The sequence below is a fragment of the Pseudoalteromonas sp. H105 genome (genome assembly GCF_001469215.1).
GTDB lineage: Bacteria > Pseudomonadota > Gammaproteobacteria > Enterobacterales > Alteromonadaceae > Pseudoalteromonas.
Map to the genome: position 1 here is coordinate 159079 of NZ_LOFH01000005.1, position 19561 is coordinate 178639.

Sequence of the window (19561 nt, forward strand, 5' to 3'; positions counted from 1 at the left end):
ATACGTACTGTACTGAATATGAGGGAGGTGGCGAATAGCGATTAATTAATGTCAAAATAGATATTGCTGCATCACTAAGCTTAAGTAGCAACGCAGCAAACCATTTTATAATTCTTCTTCTCGGTATTCATTTTTTCTATAAAACACGAGCTTGCCATTTTGATCATTAATTACGGCATCTAATATCGGAGCAGCACCTTCTGCTATAGTCATTACATTTGGGTTATCGATTGTCAAACCATTACGTAATTTGGTTTCTATCGCTCCGGGGCACAATACAGTAACGCTATAGCTATCTTTATAAAGCCCTTTTGATAGAGTTACTACTCCCGCCTTAGCAGCGCAGTATGATGTCCAGTCTTTGTAGCTATTAAATGCAGCGGTTGATGCAACATTTATCAATTTTACTGATTTATTCGCTTTAACTGCGGCTCGGCATATTAAGTAACTGCCAATTAAGTTAACTTCAATGTCTTTGACCCAAAGCAATGGGTCTGAGTCAGCAACTAAGCTTGAGTAAAGCGTACCCGCAGCATTCACTACCACATCGTAATGTTTAGCCTCAAAGAATGTTGTTACAGAGTCAACTGAAGAAACATCCAGCTCATGCCTTGAGGGTGCATCTACAGTATGGCCCAACTCAATTAATGTGGTAGTAATATATTTAGCCAGATCGCCTTGGCCACCCGTTACTAACACATTCATTTTTTAGGTTCCGGTATTGGGTGAACATCACTTGGTTCAATCAATTTTTTGTACTGATCGTAGATTTTCTTTTTTAAATTTGTAGAGCTAACACCTGCGCCGTATGGGAAGTAAAAAACCTGTACACCTTGATCTTTAAGGTAATCGTACTTTCCTTTCCAATCATCGCCAATTACAAAAATATCGATATTTAAGTTTTCAACCGTTTCATTATGATCAAGTGTTCGCTGTGGGATCACGACATCTGGATCTCTTAACCCTTCAACAATGGCTATGCGTTCTTCAAATGGCACTGCAGGTGGTTTTTTATATGAGCACACTAGCTCATCGGTGCTTACGCCTACAATTAATGTATCACCTAAGCCACGGCCATAGTTGATCATTTTTAAATGATTACTGTGAAACAGGTCAAAAGTACCTGATACATATACAACTTTATTTTTCATCAAATTTAGACCTATAAAATTTTTAGTACTTTTAATACTGCACGATTAATTAATCTTCAACATAGTGTGTTTGGCAATACTTATTTGCTATGTTTCATATAGCCCTTAACAGCATAAACTGAAAATACAGCTAATGACCTAATTGGGCTTAAGCCTACAACCTCTCTGTAAAATTGCCATTGATATGACAATATCTTAACTTTATTCGCACTCATTCCATTGCCTACTCTGTATTTTGCCAACACTTTGGGCAAACAATACGCCTTAGGTATATCCTTCAAAATATCTAGCCACAACCCCATATCTTGGCGCTTTCTTATCAATGGCATATACCGCTTACCCAACAACTTTGTATCGTAAATTGCAGTTAAACATCCTATTACATTACTGTACATTAGCTTTTTATAATTAGTCTGCTTTGGCGCAGTCACTACTCCATATTCAGCATTTGAGTCAAAACGCCTGTAATAAGTATAAGTAAAGCCATAGTTATTAGTTAACATAAAATCTATTTGCTCTGACAGTTTATCCTCTGTCCATAGATCGTCTGAATCTAGAAAAGAGATAAAACGTCCTTCTGCTTTGCTTATGGCAAGGTTGCGACTGGCACCCGCACCTTGATTTATTTCATTTTGAAAACACATTATATTTTCGTACTTAGTTGCAAAAGCCTGAAGTATTTGCCACGTTGTATCACTTGAGCAATCATCAACAATAATTAACTCCCAATTTTTATAGCTTTGCTCAATTACACTTTGAATACTGCTTTCAATCGTTTGGCTTGAGTTATAACTTGGCATCACAATAGACACGAGGGGTTCATTTTTTTTCATAATATAATTTTAATTAAATGCTTTTAAAGCTATTTAATACCTCTACTTTTTATAAATAGTAATAACCTAGTAAGTCCTAACTTGTCTAAAAGAATAAAAATAGCGAGCTCGTACGGAATGATACTAACATTACTCAAAAGATATTTTGTCGAGGCTGGAAATTCAGAGCTTATTGTATTTTTTAAACGCTTATACCGCTTACTTTGATTCCCATAAATACAAGATACAAAGTTCAACTTACTAAAAGAAAGGTTATTGAACAATCGATAACTTGGGAGTACATCGTTATCAACGCATTGCGCCGTAATCGCTTGGTTAAATTTATGAATCGACTCATCAGACAGTTTACTTTGTAATTTTTTTGATGAATTACAAGCCGAAGACATGCTGTTATCTCTGATGCGGTAATAGTATGTAGCAGCGGCTGCTAAGCCAGACTTAACACCTTCAAGGAAGTGGAAGTTTGTTAAGTAAAGCTCCCCTTTATCATAACTATATTGTCGCTCAATAAGCAGTTCTCGTTTATACATCCTGCACCAGGTTGCATAAGGTATCGAAAGAAGAGAAAGTAAGTTCTCTTTCGAAAATACGAAATCTTCTTCGTGCCTTTTAGATTTGCTATTTTTTAATGGTTTTCCATCTTCATCGACCAACTCTACATTACTAACAACAATATCGAGCTTTTCATTTATTGCTAATGTGTAAAGCTCTTTGATGAAATCTGGAGAAATAAAGTCATCTGAATCTAAATTGATAACGAACTCACCTATTGCCTTATCAAACGCATCTTGGCGCGCTTTATACAGCCCTTCATTAATGTCTTTTTTAATGTATACAAATCGATTATCTTTTTTCAAATATCTTTGAATAATTTCATCTGACCCATCTGGGGAAGCATCATTTACAATTATAAATTCAATATCTTCTAAGGTCTGCAAACATAAATTTTCTAAAAACACCTCAAGATATTTCTCAACACCGTAGACTGGTATTAATAGACTCACTTTCTTTTTCATATAAACCTACAGAAGTTTTAGCGTATTTAGTTTTAATTTTATTAAAACATAAAAGTAAGAGGAAACATTCACTATGATCACAGTCCAAGTTGTCATTATTGCAGCACCAAGCGGGCCATAACTTGGGATGAGGAAATAACCTAAAATCAGGGAGATAAACAATGCACATAACAAAATGTTTTTTTGTATTTTCTCATGCCCTGTCATTGAAAGTAATAATCCAATATTACCTGTTATTACATTAACCAATTGACCTAAGGCTAAGACTATCAATACTAAATACTGACTGGGATATGATTCATCAATCATCATTAAAATTTGCTGACTAAATAGCATAATAATAAATACTGCTGGAACACAGAGTATCCACATCAATCTCGAAGATTTACTGATCAAGTGCTGTAAAGCGACTAAATCACCATTTTTGTAAGTTACCGCTATTTGTGGAGCCAACACACGATTAACCGCAATGATGATAAATGACAACATTGTTGTTAGCTTAAGCGATACAGCCATTATGGATATATCTTTACCAACCCACAAAACCCCAAGTAACAAAATAGCTGCATGATTATTATACTGCACAACAGATTGGCTTACTAACATTGACTTACATGTAGATTTGAACGCATGAGTGTCAAAACTTTCATTCTCGTCGTTAAGATCTTTATTTAGATAGTAAATTGCAATTACTGAGGCCAGCAAGTTACCTAGGGCAAAAGCACACGCAGCATCAAAGTAACTGTCTGCAAAAAAAGTTAGCGATGATAATAAAACAATATTTTGCACAAAGCCGGTTGTTATCATCGCAATGATAATCCTACCAGCCCCTTGAAGGGCTGATGATAATAACAATATGATAGATGATAAAGGTAAAACAACTATAATAGAAAGTATGAATAACTCCTCACTAGATAGCTCTACCGTTTTATTAACTACAAATAAAATAAAGGTAATTACTAGTGAAAATACAACCGAAAGCAAACATGCATTTTTCACAACTAATTTAACTAACTTTCCAACATTTCTATTAATTGCTGTAAATTTTAAGATGGCTTCTGGCGCACCAAATGTCGATAGCGCAGTGAGTACTGAAGATAATGCTATCAAGAAGAAGTAAGCGCTTGAGGTTTCTCCCCCTAAGTTTTTAACTAAAAGTACAGTAGTACTAAAGCCTAGAATTGAAGAAATAACCTTAATAAGAAACACAATTACAGTTTGGCGATAAAAGGCATCATGCATTAATTTATTGAGATGTCGCATGTAGCTCACATTTTACCCGGGAATAAACTCAAAATTCGTTCTATCTTTTCGTCAGTAATTTCATTGAAGTAAAAAGCCCCTTCTAGCTCCTCAATTTCAACTTGTTCATCAATTAAAACTGGTTCTCTTTTAGAATCGCTAATACCTAATGCATAATCATCAAACTTAAACCTTCCGCCCAAAAGCTTATCTGAAAAAACAATGTGGGCATTTGGAATTGAATATGAATCAGAAGCAATTAAACCATGCAATGATGAAGAGAGTACATTTTCGCACGCTAATAGCTGATCAATAAATGGTTCTATATCTTGCTGGATATCGATGAGTAAAGTGTCGGTTCTGCTTGCCCATGTTTTTACAATTGGGTTACTTTTGTCTACATGATGAGGGATCAAACCATATTTATATTTTTTCTCAACGCAAGGGTTATAAAAATGCCTAATACAAACGCCAGGATCGCCATACTCTGCGCCCTGCCAATTTAATCTATTAGCTGTAGAAGGACCCCGTAATAGCTTGATATCTAATTTTTTATTACAATCGCTCTCTGAAGAAATTAACCCGCTTCCCCAGACAAGGCTATTATTTCTGGCTCTATGTAAAATAGATCCGATGCCTAGAATGTGCTTTTTAAAAGAGTATGGATATATAACTACTTTTTTACCGGAGACCTTTTCTATTAGGTATTCGTTTAAATCGTCTCCCCAATTAGGCACACCTTTAAAATAGTTCACTAATATACAGTTATCTTTACCGTATTTACTCAAATTATAATGATAATTAAAAATAGTTAAAACTTTGGATTTTGTAATTTTGTATAAAGATATTAATTTCATTTTAAACTATTTCACTATATATATCGGCTAACTTTAAAAATTCAATTTCCCAGTTATTGCTCTTAACAAATAACTGTCCATTAATTCCCATTCTTTCTAACTCGTCATTATTTTTTGCAAGTTGTGTAATTGCTTCAGCAAGCAGTTTTGGCTCAGCAGGCTTAACAAACACACCTGATTTAGAAGCTTCAAGCTTCTCTTTCCAGCTACTGAAGTCACTTGCAATATAAGGCTTTGAAAATGACATGTACTCAAAGAGTTTATTTGGATCAGTCGATGAATGATCACCAACATCATGTATATAAATTAACCCTATATCAGATTGTGCAACATAAGCAAAAGCAAGCTCTTGATTTAACCTTCCTGTAAAATCAACATACTTCCAACCAGGTAACGCTTTCAGTATTTTTAAGTAGTTGCTACTTATCTCGCCAATCAAGCAAAGTCTAACTTGCCTTTCCTTATTCACTCGTTCTAGGGAATTTACAATATCTGTTATTCCCCTAGGCTCATTGATCGATCCCAAGTAAACGAGTCTAAAGCAATCATTTTTTAAACTGACTTCACTTTTCAACTCATCAACTCTATCAATAAGCGATTGATTAAACCGAGGTGAGTTCCCGATTAAAACCGCTTTTTTACCTAGCCTTTTAACGACCGAGTCCTGTGTGCCTATCGCTCTATTTGTGACATTAGCCGTTAACCACTCAAGTGTTGAAACAACTTTACATGCTACGTTTCTAAGCCTTTTTGGTATCCACTCTCTAAATAAAAGCCTTTTCGAATAATCTTCATGGGTATCGTAAATCACTTTTTTTGAAAAAAGCTTCAATAAAAACACAAGTGGAATAGTGTTTGGATTATGTAAATGGTAAATATCTGCCTTAAATTGGAGTGCCTGTATAAACACTTTATAAATGAAAATAATCCGACCAATTTTCCCTAGCGCCGCTATTTTTGAACGGATCAGCTTTACACCATCGATAGTTCGTTTATCTAATTCATGAGGCATTTTTGCGATAAGAGTCACATCGTAGCCATGTTTTGCTAATGATACTGCTTGCTTTTTAAATACCCTCACGTCATCCCAAATGTGGATAGGTGCTACAATACAAACCTTTTTCAAACCCATCATAGACCTTTTAATATTGAGTTATAATCGTACTCAGATGTTGCTAAAAACGTTACTTTTAAAAAGTAGGGTAAAAGTATGTAGCAAATTACCAAGACAGTTGAATAGACTTTATTTTTTTGAATATACTGCGCGATTAGATAGTACATAGGAAAAATATAAAAAATCATAAAGTACTGAGCTACTCTGCCAAAAAAACCAAAATACATATTTACAATGAACAACCAATACGTTGCGGCTAAAATCATAAAAAAACGCATAACCATGTCATAGCTATCATCATATAGGCCTAATTTCACTTCCTTCTTGTACGTGTACATAGCCAGTAAAAAAAGGGGCATATAATATAATTTTGTTATTACTGAAACAAGGTTAGCACTTGCGGACAATGCACTCTCAAAATATCCGGCATAACTACCAAACAACGTGGAAACTATAATCGGAAGTAACTTAGGAACAACCAACGCAGAGACAATAAAACTAAACAAAAATAAATACCACACTCTAAGAGGTGTTGGCTTGAGATATATAAAAATAAAAAACGGGTAAACCAGAATAAAAGATGCATGGCATAATGACGCTAAAACGGTCAAAATCAGGGCTAAAAAATACTGCCTATTATAAAGTACGATAAATAAGCAAGGCAATATCGCTATCGCCATATACTGCCTTAAACCATTTAACTGATTTTGATAAATACCCGTTACTGTAAAGTACAAAAATACAAAAATCCAAACTTTATAGTTGGCGTTTTTCAGAAGAAAAATAAAGTACAACCAAAACACAGAGTAAACAACAGACACTAGTATAAATATAGACTGCTCACCAAGTCTTAAGGCTGTTGATATCTTTAATATGTAATAAAATACATATTCCTTCTTATTATAGTAATACTCTATATTGTAGCCATATTTATACATATCTACATATGATATATAATCAGTGCCTACATCAAGTTGAAATGCAGGCATTTGAAAATAAAAGAAAACCACTGGAAATAGGATCAAAAAGAAGGCAAGCTTTTCAAACTTTCTATCCATAAAATAAAGATAAAACACGCTAACAAACGTGGTAAGTAGGTACATCACTTCATTTACTGCATGAAGCTTTTGATTTTTACTGGCATTTTTTTTCCTTCGTTTTTATAGCTGTGCCGCTTTATCTTTTTTTATTACAAAGCGAAGAAACACAACTAACAAACCGATTACACCACCTAAAACAAAACCCATTAACGAGATTAGTGCTCTTTGAGGCTTAAGCTTCATCTCAGGTACAACGGCAGGGTCAACTACTTTGAACACAAAATCCTTTTGTACTTCTGTTAACATCAAGCTCTTCGTCTGTTCTTTAATCAACTCATAAAATGTACTTTGCATTTCAGCCACAGACGTTTTATTTAATTGGTTATTTAAGTATGCAAGGTTTTGCTGCGTTTCACGTTTTTTCCTTTCTCGCATCACTTCATTTATGTCATCAACAAGCCAATTAACCCACGTTTGTGCTAAAAAAGGAGAGTAATGCATGATGGATAAGGTAAATGAGCCGTTTTCTTTGTCTTGCGTAATTGAGAAAACCTCATTAATGAAAACGTCATAAGCTTCTTGATTTGAAGGCTTTGATTTTCTTAAACCTTTCGGCTCTCTGAGCCACAGGTTATTTATTGGATCATAGACTTCTTCATCGTATTGTAATGAGTCACTCTCCATCTCCCAGCCATTTGCAGCCATTAATGGCACCAATATATTACGACTTGTTATAAAATTAGATACAAACTTTCTTGAGTTTAAGACCTGTACCGCTAGGGCTGTTTGGCTCCCTTCCCCACCGCCAATATCTACACCAGCTAGCGCTGCTAATCCTCCCAGTTGATTTGCCATACCACCCAAACCTGAGCCTGATTGTGACTCTGAGGGTGAAAGCAAAGCACTTGCTTTATATATATTTGGTGAAGATAGTGCGTATAAAACAGCGGCACCAGTAAAAAGTACTACCGAAAAACATATTAACCATTTACCTTCCCAGATAGCCTGAATTAATTCCAAAAATGTAATAGGCTTCTGTTCATTCATTTTTATGGTGCTTCCTCTGTTATTAGTACTTTTAATAGATTCTAGTTTCATTTCATAAACAACAATTATTATCTAATTTGATAGTTGCACATCGACATATTCCCTTAGTGTAAGCCTTAAAAGAAAGATTACTTAAATCGTAATTTATTTTCTAAGTAAATGAGATAAGTTATAGATACAAAAAACTACCTGCCCATACCAAATATCACGACTTTAATTGTTTTAATAATAATTTTAAAATCAACTAAAGTACTATGGTGTTTGATGTAGTGTATGTCGTATTTGTGTTTCCAAACCGCATCTTCAATCGATGCTCCGTATGGATAACTTACCTGTGCCAATCCTGTTACACCGGGCTTTACAGCGTGGCGAAAACGATAATATGGAATAACTTTCTCTAAATCTTCAATAAATACTTCTCGTTCTGGTCTAGGGCCTACAACAGACATTTCCCCGCGTAAAACATTTATTAATTGTGGTATTTCATCAATCCGGGTTTTACGAATAAAATTCCCAACCCGCGTGACTCGGCTATCATTTTCCTTTGCCCACTTAGCCCCCCCCTCTTCAGCATCAACTCTCATTGATCTAAACTTAATAACTTTAAACTCTTCGTTGTATTGTCCAACACGTTTTTGTTTATAAATAACAGGCCCTTTGCTTTCTAAACGAATAAATAGTGCGGTTACTAACGCTATTGGTAAAAATAATAAAATTAAAACTATGGCAACAAAGAGATCAATCGACCTTTTAGCTAACTGGGTTCGCTTTGTATTAAGTATAGAAAACGCTTTTTGGTGCAAAAAATAGCTGCTTTGTAAAAGCGAAACTTCTGTGTAACCCATTCTTTTATCAAGATAGCTTATTAAGGGTTCTACCCATGCACCAAGCTCTGTTGCTGTTACAAGAAAGCTTCTTTTCTCATTTGACAACTTTGAATTATCGAAATGAGTGATAATTTTTTTGTCTAAATTTTTAAGCGTATAATCATTAAAAATAAAGTTTACATCATAGCTTTTAAGTACATCTTTTAATTGTTCTACTTTATCCTCAGGGCAATAAACATAAACATCTGATGCTCTGTATGCATACTTTGGAGCTCTAACTGAACGCCCCTTTTTGAGCTGCTCAAATAATAAAGAACTCTCTTCTGAGTTATTAGAAACAAACTGTAGCATTGAACTCTACAACCTCAATAAATGGAAAAAGAATGCTTTGTTCCCTAAGCATAATACTAATTAACATAGTTAAAAATTAACTAGTATATCGTTTTAAATACTACTAATCGCAGCGACAGCTACACCAAGTTGATAAACAATTTGTGTTGCGGTGCTCCATAGCGTTAGGTTATTCATATAGCCAGAATCAAGCGGCACGACTATTGTGTCACCGGCTTCTAATGCTTGTGCATCATTTACTGCAAACCAGCTGCCTGAGTCAGGGATTTTTACAGAGCCATTGGCTTTTATGATGTAAATACGTCCTTCGTCAGCGCGTTCTTTTAATCCACCGCTTAACGTTATGTAATCTTGATAAGAAATGCCGGGGTTATATAAGTGCGATGTTGAGTAATTCACTTCTCCAATAACACTTATTGAATCACGCTTGCTTGGTACATACAGTGTATCGCCGTCTTGAAGAACTAACTTTTGCTTATCCTCAACAATTAGCGGTAAATCAATAACCAACCGTCCAACAGCCTCTACATCGGCTAAATCGATCAGTAATTTATTCATTTCATCATAAGATAATGACGTGCCGCCAACTGAATTTTCAAAGCTTTTCTGAGCGATGTCTCGGCGTAGCTCTTCAGACAACTTTGCTAATTGCTTTTGCTCTTGAAGCCTGATCGACTCACGCGTAAAAATGGCTGCGCTTTCTTGGGCAAACTCTGAGAAACCGCCTGCTCGTTCAAGTAAATTACTCAGTGTTTCGCCGCGGCGAATAGTGTAAACACCTGGGAATTTAACTTCCCCTTTAAGCTCTACCTTTACGTTTTCTTGCCAGTTAGGTATTGAAAACACATTTAAACTGTCTTTACTTTGTAGTAATCGATTGTCATCTTCGTTGCCTAACAGTGCATTTTGTAGGTTAAACTTAATATGCTTAACCTTAGATGCATCTCCCGCCACTATACGCGTTATTTCAGCTTGCTCTATGTAGGCTGATTCAAGTAATCCGCCCGCGGCTACTATTAACTCATTAACTTCTGCCCCGACTGTTAACGGGTAAATCCCTGGAAAAGTAACATGGCCATTGACTTCAACTAATTGCATTGCTTTTTGTACTGAAGCTTGTTGTTTTAATTTAGCTTTAACTGATTTTAATAAATTAAAACGGCTAAAAATGGCGTAATCTTCAGGCTGAAGCTCTTGAGCATTTTCTTCTTCGGCTTTACGCTGTTTAGCTAATTGAGCGATTGTAAGGCTCGCTTCTTCTTGTGCTTTCTTAAAAGGGTCTTCCTCTTCAAGTACACCAATATATTTTTCAAACTCTTTTTGTTGAAACATGTGCCACTGCTTCACCTTGAGTTGCTGCTCTTGCTGCTGCTGCGTTAAGGCTAAATTAGCAAGAGCAAGCTCTTCCGCTTCTTTCTCCTCAAAGCGACTAAATACCAGTATTTTATCGTTAGCCTTTAACAATAAGTCATGTTTTTGGGCTTTTACACTCGCTTGTGCTACATCAAACTGGTGCACCTCAATGTCACCGGCAATATTAATCTCGCGAATTAATAAACCATAACTTAAATCGGCCTGCGGTAATAAATCGCCTCGTACCGACGTAAACACGTCTGAAATACGTTTGCCTTCATGCCATTGATAATGGCCTGGTCGCGCAACTGCGCCAATGACACTAATCGAGTTTTGATACTGTAAACTGATTGGATTAAAGCGAATGCGATCACCATCTCGTGGGATATACTGTACATTCTGGGTGGTAAAGTCGACTGAAAGAACTTCTTTCATATTGTAGTTATTGAAACGCTCTACAACGGCTTTTTTCGCATAAGCCTCTGGCTTTAAACCGCCAGCCATAGCCAATAAATTTCCAGCTGTTTCATTTTGCTTAAGTTCAAATATAGCTGGACGCTTAACAAGCCCTTCAACAGTGACTTGAGCGCCTACAGGTGGAACAAAAACAACATCGCCAGGCTTTAAAACAATGTCATTTCGGCTATCGCCTTCGATTAATAAGTCATATAAGTCAAAACGTGCCACAACCTTGCCCGCGCGTTTAACTTGGATATTACGTAAAGAGGCAATATCTGACACGCCACCGCTCACAAAAAGAGCATGTGAAACCGTGGTTAATGATGAAACACTGTAACTGCCTGGTTTATACGCTTCACCTAAGACGAGGATACGTATACTGCGTAATTTCCCGATAGATACAAACGCTTTTATGCCTATAATTTCTTGCTGTACTTTTGCTTTTATCAGTTCTTTTACTTCTGAAAAAGTCAAACCGGCCACTTGAACAGGGCTTAAGTTTGGAATACTAATCCGCCCCTCTCGGTCTACAACCACTTCATGACTTTCGCTTTCTTTACCGTAAAAGTTAATGTTCAACTGATCGCCACGCCCAATTAAATACGTATCAGGCACAGCCGCGTTTTCATTTGGCATAAAAGTAGTGGGTTCACCTGCAAATAGTTCATAACCGAAAGGCTTGAGCTCGTCTTTTTTTGGTTTAAAGCGCTCTTCATCAGACAAAGGCGCTTGCTCGTTTTGGGCTCGCGGTTGTAATGTTGGTTCTTCTTTGGTCGCTATTTGCCCTGAATCAGACCCAGTAATGGTTGAAAGGTCGACACCGTATTGTTTTGCTAGGGCTTCTTGTTGTGCTTTAGGTAGCTTTTTAAATTGTTCTATCTGTGAGGCACTGGGCGTGAATGCCCACGAAAACGCAGTAAAAAAGAATAACAAAGTTATTAAAAATCGATTAAATAACATCACAAGCAGGTTTATCCCTAGTTCTACGACCAAAAAGATTGGCTATTCTACATTATTTCATCACAAATAAAAAAGGGACTTAAGTCCCTTTGTTACAGAATAATGTCATTATAATCTTTAAAACTGTTAAAAACTGTAAACTAAAGTTAATGACGTCTCTGTATCTGTGCTGTCTTTATCATCGGCAACCTCTGAGTTGTTGGTAATGTTATACGCTACTTTCATTTGTAATGAGCCATTAATTTTAGCTAACAACGCCGTTTCAGAACGTGTTTTAGTATTGGTCTCACCATATTCAATAGACACTAACTGAGTAAATTTCGCATTATCCGAAATTTGCCAATTATAATCGAGCTTACCTAATGCGATCACTTCACTGTCAGTTTCGCCCGCATTAGGAATACCGTCTTCGTTAACACTGCCTTCAGGGAATTCAAAATACTTATAACCAGGACCAATCTCAGCATTTAACCACATGTCTGCACGGTCAATAAAACGTTGGCCATAACCTGCCGAAATTACGGCTTCGTTTCTATACGCACCAAAGTAATCAGAAACATACGAACCATAAATATATAAATGTGCATGATCTTCATTTAACTTATAATTACCCTGCGCTGAAAGCGAGTACTTTTCATTGGTGCGTTGCGTTTCTTTAGCACCTGTATCATTTTCAACTTCGTCTTCTTTATAAATACCATCTACTTTATATTCATTATTCCAGTTTTCTAAGTTATGTAATGCTTTGATACCACCTTTTAATGTTGTGGTCTCAGTATTACCGCTGGTGATGATGGCACCTAGTTCACTGGTAATGTCCCATGTTTGCGTATCTTTTGCGAAAGCGTTAGTTGCTGCTGTTGCGGCAACTAAAATTGATAAAAGCTTTAATTTCATTAAAAAACAACCTTGCTACTTAATACCAATCCGCAATAATACTTAATCATTTTGCGGGGCTAAACGTGTCGCTACCTGCGTTAAAAAACCCTCATTTAGAACAACTAAATAGCGAATTTTATGCCTTGCTATCAACACGTTTTTCTACCCTCAAAATAGATCACTTAATTAAGCGAATTGGTATAACGTTAAATAAGAGCACGCTGCTGAAATCGCGATAGCTTGCAATTTAGCCTGCGTGCTTTATGTATTAATCTTCTTTGTGAAAATGCACATCCATTTGTGGAAATGGAATGCTAATATTTGCGTCATCAAGTGCGATCTTAATGTTTTCCATTAAATCAAAGTATGCTGGCCAATAATCTGCTGAATTAACCCAAGGGCGAACGACGAAGTTGACGCTTGAATCTGCAAGCTCATTGACTGCCACTGTGTAAGCCGGATCTTTTAAAATACGTGACTCTTTGTCTAACACAGATTTAAGGACAGCTTTAGCCTCACGTAAATCCGCATCATAACCAACACCAATGACTAAATCGATACGACGTGTTTTTTCACGTGAAAAGTTAACTATTGGGCCTGACATAATTGATGAGTTAGGCATGATGATCACTTTATTATCTGGAGTACGAAATTCTGTTGAGAATATTTCGATTTTTTTAACTGTACCTGCTTTACCACCAGCTTCAACATAGTCACCCGACTTGAAAGGACGAAGAAGGATAATAAGTACACCTGATGCAAAATTTGATAACGAACCTTGAAGCGCTAAACCAACGGCTAAACCGGCAGCACCTAAAATAGCGATAAATGACGTTGTTTCGATACCAATTTGAGATAACGCCATCAATATAGTAGCCATAAATACAATGGCATATACAATGCTAGATACGAACGAACCAACCGCTTTATCAACTTTTTTCTTATCGAACGCTTTTTCCGTCAAACTAGCGCAAAATTTCGCAACGCGCCCGCCGAGTAGAAAGATCACGAGTGCAATAACAGCTTGAATGCTGTATTGCAGGATCAACCCTGAGTTTTCGTTTATCCAGTTTAGTATTGTATCCATTTTCACTCCTGATGTGAGGTTAAGCAGTTTGCTGGTTAAATTATATCTGATTTAAATCGTTTTTTTATATTAATTTATCTAGTTGCATGAAAGTGCATGTTGAAATACGAATTTTCTGAGCGCGCGATTGTAACGTTTTTAGATGAACACAGTATTAAAAGATTTATTTTTATACAAAAGAAAGTTTTTTTTACTTTTTTTGATTTTTTTTCGCTGACCCCCTTCACAAGATTTATAATTTTATGTATTATCCGCGCCACACCAAACAAGGTGTGTTGTGGCGGTTGTAGCTCAGTTGGTAGAGCCCCGGATTGTGATTCCGGTTGTCGCGGGTTCAAGCCCCGTCAATCGCCCCATCTTTTCCCCTCTAAGTTAAACATCAAATTTTAGTTAAAATCTCCTTTTTATTTAATAACAATGCCAGATATTCATCTCCTGAAAAAAGTCATGTAATTCGAACGACGAGATACATGTAAGTCATTTTAAATCTCAGTTATAACAATTCGCTTAATTAAGAGAACTATTTTGAGGCAAGAAAACCTTGTCGATAACAAGGCAAAAATATCGTCATTTAGTTGTTCTAAATAAGATATTTTTAATGCCGTTAACGTCAGGTTTAATACCTAAAAATGATTTTGTATTATTGCGGATTGGTATTAATAGCGACATTCCGTTATATAATATTGACGCGCTGAAGCACGCCCTACAACACAACCATGCTTAGCTCTCCTCTTAAGCACCTCTCGCGGTGGCAAGCCACTCGCCTACATGTAAATATTAAACTCCGTAGGCGTTAAGCTTGCTGACGCGAAAAACACTTGCTCAAAGAGAAGTAAATCCCCTTATCACTTTCTTATATCAATTCGCTTATTTAAGTGATCTATTTTGAGGGTAGAAAAACGTGTTGATAGCAAGGCAAAACAAATCGCTATTTTTTTGTTCTAAATGAGAATTTTTTAACGCAGATAGCGATAAGTTTAGCCCCGTAAAATGATTAAGTATTATTGCGGATTGGTATTGCAGACAAAAAAATGCCACCTTTCGGTGGCATTACACACGGGATTATTTCTACATTATAGAAATTCTTTTCAATAATTATTGCTGCGTGAGGTGAGGCATATCTCACTTCATCCTATTGATATGTTCTCGTTATTTCCAGCTTTTCATTTTATGGCCTTTAATAGCATAGAAAAGGATAAATAAATAACAAGGTAACATTACTATATAAGCTGCTTGCTGCGCGTCAGCTGAGTCCACACCGCCACTCGCAAGGCCCCAAAATAATGGACCAAATGCACCACCGGCAATACCCATTACCAACAAACCAGAGCCAACACTGGTTAGCTTACCTAAACCTGAAAGCGCGAGCGGCCATACAGCAGGCCAAACAATTGCATTGGCGAATCCTAACACAGCAATCATTAATAGTGTATCAGGTAATTGCACTTCTAAACCAAGCGCACTTGCAACAACCACTGAGCTTGAATCACTCAATACAATCGCAACAGTTAAAATACTACCCAAAATAGCTGAAACACTCAACGCAGCTTGCTGAGATATTACGCGTGGAATTAATGCTATACCAATAATATAACCAATCACCATACAGAACATAGTATACGAGGTCATGATGCTGTACTTTTCAACACCCAGAGATAAAGCAAAAGTACCGATAGTGTCACCAGCAATAACTTCAACAGCAACATAAACAAATAATGCAACAACGCCTAATGCTAAACTAGGGTGTGCCAATGCCGCCTTCACTTGTCCTTTTTGACCTTGCTCTTCATCATCAAGCAATTCTGGTAATGGCATTTTTGTAACAGCAAAACCCAGCGCACCAATAAATAGCGCCATACCTAGGTAAGGATAAATCAAGCTATTTGCCATTGCATCGATTTCGAGTTGAGTTAACTCTTTACCCACTGAGCCGGTAAAATCACTGAGGATTAGGGCTGTAAATACTATTGGTGCAATTACACCGGCTCCTTTATTCAGAATACCCATCACACTGACACGAGCGGCAGCTGATTCTTCAGGCCCAATACGAACCACATACGGGTTCACCGCCGTTTGTAGTAATGTTTGTCCAGCACCCATTACAAGTTGGGCGAATAAAAACAGTGCGAATACTTGTGTTTTTGCTGCAGGGATAAAGAGTAAACCTGCAACCATCATAGTGCCCATACCCAGCGCCATGCCATTTTTATAGCCTACTTTGCGAATAATCATCGCTGAAGGTACGGCAGTAAATGTTACCGCAATATAAAAAGAGAATAAAATCAGCGATGCCTGAAATGGAGTCAGTTGCAATACTTGTTTTAAGTAAGGCATGAGCGATCCATTTAACCAGGTTGCAAAACCGAGTATAAAAAATAGAGTGGCGACTATCGCCATAGGTATAAAGTTACTTTGCTTATTTGACACGGTGGCTTCCATAAAACATTCTCTTGTTGCGAGCTTTCGTTATAGTTATCTATATTTTATTAAGTGTTTTAACTTAACTGACTATCACACAGCTTCATTCTCAAAGGTAATTTATAACATTACCCTAACAAAAATGACAGCGCTGCCATAAAACTTTACGTTAATTGCTGCCATATTACTAGTAACTATTTATTTTACAAATAGCATAAAAAAGGGCCTACAGGCCCTTTCAATATTACAAAAACTACTAATACATTAATTTATATAGGTAATTCTGCTGTTAACTTGCTCATTTAAACGACTGCGTAGAGCAACTTTCTGCGATTGAGAAACACTGATCGGAGCTGTGTAACGTTGCCACGTAGTCCCTTCATCCAAGCTATACTCCGTTTCTAAGAATGCAAAAGGAGTATTAACGTTTAATTTACCATTTTCAATCACCCCTCCAGGGACTGGCAAATTAATACTCACATCAGCATTCGCTAGCTTAGTTAGCTCCTTAAGACCAACCGCTGCTGCAAATTGCGACCAATCTTTAGCGCGTGTTGCGGTATCAACTTGCTCACCTTCCCATGGTGCCTTATGCCAAGCTCGTTCTGCAACAGATAAAATACGTGGAAATATCATTGCTAATACTTGTTCTTCAGTTCGAATAGTCTCAGACCACACTTGCCCTTGCATTCCCAAAATATTTTCAGGCTTTTCAAGTTGAGGTAATGGACGACCAACCAATGCTTCTAAATTAGCAATTGGCTCGCGAGTACGCGTGTAATCTGCATTAGCATAAACATTATCTGGCATGTAATTAAATGCTTTTGCAGTATCCGTGTAACGTGTTGCCCAATAGTAACCACGCTCTTCAGGGTGCGCTTCGTAAGGGTGATCAAAGTACAAGTGAGTACCGTGAGACAAAATCACCTGATAACCGGCATTTGCTAAACGGTATGCTCTATCTGCAACCCCCCATTCCCAGATATTATCCCACACGTTCGCGGTGAATGTTTTATTAGGAAACTCATCACGCTTAAATGGGTTTGTACGGTCATACATCAGCCCGTCTTCCCAAGCACCAGGTGAAATACCGCGCTTTTCTAATAGTTTCGCGACACGCTGAGTAAAGTAAGGCTTTAAATCTGCCGCCCCAGCGACCCCATTATTTGGGTCAGCAAACATCGCTTGGCATATTGGCGAACCCACCCATGAGCCTGCGCCAACTTCATCACCACCAAAGTGGAGGTTTGTTAGTTGCACACCCGCTTCACGGTACATTTGCTGAAGCTCATACGTGACTTTGTCTAAAAATGCATAGGTTGAGTCCATACACACATTCATTGAGTTATCTTTGTAGTTTTGCACCGTCATGTAAACTGAGGTGTCGTTAGGATCGCTCAATAAATATTGCGCTGCAGCACTTATATCAACTTGCTGTATTTCTGTGTCTGTTTGCTTTTTATTTGTTAAATTATTTGTAGCCGTTTTCTTCGCTTCTTCACTGAGTGTGTGAAAACGCGCTTCCATCGCTTTTATAGATGCACGCGCGTGGCCTGGACCTTCTATTTCTGGAATAATTTGAATATGACGATCTTTGGCGAATTTTAATAGCTCTACAAATTCATCGCGAGTTAAGTAACCATTACCTGAGCCTGATTTAAATGGACCTGTTCCAAGTTGTGTAAGTAAACATTCCCGCTCTTGTAAATCAAAACAGCGATAGCCACCAATATCTGTCAACTCGGGTAGTCCCGGTATCTCTAAGCGCCAACCCTCATCTTCTGAAAAATGCCAGTGTAGCTTATTCATTTTATAACGTGCCATTTGTTCAACCAGTTTGAACATGGCCTCTTTACCATGGTAGTTACGACCATTATCGTAGTGCATACCACGCCAACCATAACGCGGGCTATCTTCAAGCTCTAGCTGTGGTACTTCAACAGCACCTTGGCTATTTGCAGGTAGCAAATTAAGCAAACTCTGCATGGCATAAAATACTCCAGCATTGTCACTACCGACAATATCAATGCGGTCATCATCAACTTCTAGGGTGTAACTCTCAGCTTTGCCATCAGCAAGGCTTGGATTTACTTTTAAGCTGATTAGTTTTTCTTTATTGGCTTTTATATGATCAGGCTCTGCTTTAAGTACTAAACCGTAGTCATCTTGTAGGTCTTGCATGAAAACCATGACTTCGCTTTTTAATTGCCCCTGAAAGCGAATTTGCCAGCTGTTATCAAGTTTGGCCACACCGCGATTGAACTCTATATTTTGTGGCTTTGGAATAATACGTTTCAATGCATCTTCTTTAGATACTTTATTTGCCGTTGCTTTATTTCGTTCAAAACGAACTTGTGGCGTAATGAGAACAGTGCGATCTAGCGGTTCATTGTATCTACGCAGTTGATTCTCGCGCTCGAACGGCGCTACAAACTGGGTCATATCTTCAGTATCAGTATTAGCAAAAACGGCTGGTTTACTGTCACCAGATACAAAGAAAGCACGCGGCATAAAATCGGTATAGGCCACAATCCAGACTTGAGCATCAAACTCGATGTCTACACTTTTACCTGCAGCTAAACCTTTGAAGTCTTTTGTAGGAACAATGCGATGTAAGTCACCATTTACATGATCGATATTCAACCCCGCAACATGCTCAGTATTAATTTTACGAACAGAGTGGATATAGAGCTGCCAATCACTTTCACCCGCAGGCAATGCAACATCTGATTGGTTATTTAGGGTTATTTTACCCAAGAACCCAGAATCTTTATTATGAAAATTATCGACGACTGCAAATGTTAATGTGGTCTGTTTTGCAAAGCTATTTACATCACTTTGCGAAAATTGTGCCTGTGCCATAAGAGGCATGGCAGCAATTAAACCTGCCACTGCGTGCTTCTTGAAATCCATTACTCTCTCCTCGT

Annotated in this window: 15 protein-coding genes and 1 tRNA gene; 1 reads left to right on the plus strand and 15 read right to left on the minus strand. The window is 37.3% G+C overall.

Translation table 11 applies throughout. The features are described from left to right. Nucleotides 1-105: 105 nt before the first annotated feature. The 13 genes from ATS75_RS10575 to ATS75_RS10635 all read right to left on the minus strand — a co-directional run bounded on the left by ATS75_RS10575 (nucleotide 106) and on the right by ATS75_RS10635 (nucleotide 14216). Nucleotides 106-705, minus strand: a complete 600-nt coding sequence (locus ATS75_RS10575) for an SDR family oxidoreductase (protein WP_058560418.1) — start codon at nucleotides 703-705, stop codon at nucleotides 106-108. Further along, nucleotides 702-1151 (minus strand): adenylyltransferase/cytidyltransferase family protein, encoded by a 450-nt coding sequence (locus tag ATS75_RS10580; protein ID WP_082665459.1) that lies wholly within the window; start codon nucleotides 1149-1151, stop codon nucleotides 702-704. Before ATS75_RS10580 ends, ATS75_RS10575 begins: the two co-directional genes overlap by 4 nt. 80 nt (nucleotides 1152-1231) lie before the next feature. Continuing rightward, the gene (locus ATS75_RS10585) at nucleotides 1232-1984 is read right to left on the minus strand and encodes a glycosyltransferase family 2 protein (protein ID WP_058560420.1); all 753 of its coding nucleotides are present in this window, start codon (nucleotides 1982-1984) and stop codon (nucleotides 1232-1234) included. Nucleotides 1985-2013: 29 nt separating this feature from the next. Then, nucleotides 2014-3000: a glycosyltransferase family 2 protein gene (locus ATS75_RS10590; protein WP_058560421.1), complete on the minus strand. Its 987-nt coding sequence runs from the start codon at nucleotides 2998-3000 to the stop codon at nucleotides 2014-2016. Between the two features lie 6 nt (nucleotides 3001-3006). Continuing rightward, nucleotides 3007-4263, minus strand: a complete 1257-nt coding sequence (locus ATS75_RS10595) for an oligosaccharide flippase family protein (protein WP_058560422.1) — start codon at nucleotides 4261-4263, stop codon at nucleotides 3007-3009. Nucleotides 4264-4268: 5 nt separating this feature from the next. After that, nucleotides 4269-5099, minus strand: a complete 831-nt coding sequence (locus ATS75_RS10600; protein ID WP_058560423.1) for a hypothetical protein — start codon at nucleotides 5097-5099, stop codon at nucleotides 4269-4271. A 1-nt stretch (nucleotide 5100) separates the two neighbouring features. Further along, complete coding sequence (locus tag ATS75_RS10605) at nucleotides 5101-6231, minus strand: glycosyltransferase family 4 protein (protein WP_058560424.1); 1131 nt, start codon at nucleotides 6229-6231, stop codon at nucleotides 5101-5103. Then, nucleotides 6231-7271 (minus strand): EpsG family protein, encoded by a 1041-nt coding sequence (locus ATS75_RS10610; protein WP_161936896.1) that lies wholly within the window; start codon nucleotides 7269-7271, stop codon nucleotides 6231-6233. Before ATS75_RS10610 ends, ATS75_RS10605 begins: the two co-directional genes overlap by 1 nt. A gap of 102 nt (nucleotides 7272-7373) precedes the next feature. Continuing rightward, nucleotides 7374-8300, minus strand: a complete 927-nt coding sequence (locus tag ATS75_RS10615; protein WP_058560426.1) for a Wzz/FepE/Etk N-terminal domain-containing protein — start codon at nucleotides 8298-8300, stop codon at nucleotides 7374-7376. Between the two features lie 185 nt (nucleotides 8301-8485). Then, the gene (locus ATS75_RS10620; RefSeq protein WP_058560427.1) at nucleotides 8486-9478 is read right to left on the minus strand and encodes an exopolysaccharide biosynthesis polyprenyl glycosylphosphotransferase; all 993 of its coding nucleotides are present in this window, start codon (nucleotides 9476-9478) and stop codon (nucleotides 8486-8488) included. Between the two features lie 93 nt (nucleotides 9479-9571). Further along, a complete protein-coding gene (locus ATS75_RS10625) occupies nucleotides 9572-12250 on the minus strand; it encodes an SLBB domain-containing protein (protein WP_082665462.1) in 2679 nt (892 codons plus the stop codon). Nucleotides 12251-12376: 126 nt separating this feature from the next. Next, complete coding sequence (locus ATS75_RS10630) at nucleotides 12377-13147, minus strand: YdiY family protein (protein WP_058560428.1); 771 nt, start codon at nucleotides 13145-13147, stop codon at nucleotides 12377-12379. Between the two features lie 250 nt (nucleotides 13148-13397). Further along, entirely contained in the window at nucleotides 13398-14216 is an 819-nt protein-coding gene (locus ATS75_RS10635) for a mechanosensitive ion channel family protein (RefSeq protein ID WP_058560429.1), read from the minus strand. A 280-nt stretch (nucleotides 14217-14496) separates the two neighbouring features. Here ATS75_RS10635 and ATS75_RS10640 point away from each other — a divergent pair. After that, a tRNA-His gene (locus ATS75_RS10640) sits at nucleotides 14497-14572 on the plus strand. A gap of 793 nt (nucleotides 14573-15365) precedes the next feature. Here the strand turns inward: ATS75_RS10640 and nagP are convergent. Together nagP and ATS75_RS10650 are read right to left on the minus strand one after the other, a co-directional pair. Beyond that, on the minus strand, nucleotides 15366-16655 hold the full coding sequence (nagP, locus tag ATS75_RS10645; protein WP_058560430.1) for an N-acetylglucosamine MFS transporter NagP: 1290 nt from the start codon (nucleotides 16653-16655) through the stop codon (nucleotides 15366-15368). A gap of 243 nt (nucleotides 16656-16898) precedes the next feature. Continuing rightward, the gene (locus tag ATS75_RS10650; protein ID WP_058560431.1) at nucleotides 16899-19547 is read right to left on the minus strand and encodes a family 20 glycosylhydrolase; all 2649 of its coding nucleotides are present in this window, start codon (nucleotides 19545-19547) and stop codon (nucleotides 16899-16901) included. Nucleotides 19548-19561 lie beyond the last annotated feature (14 nt).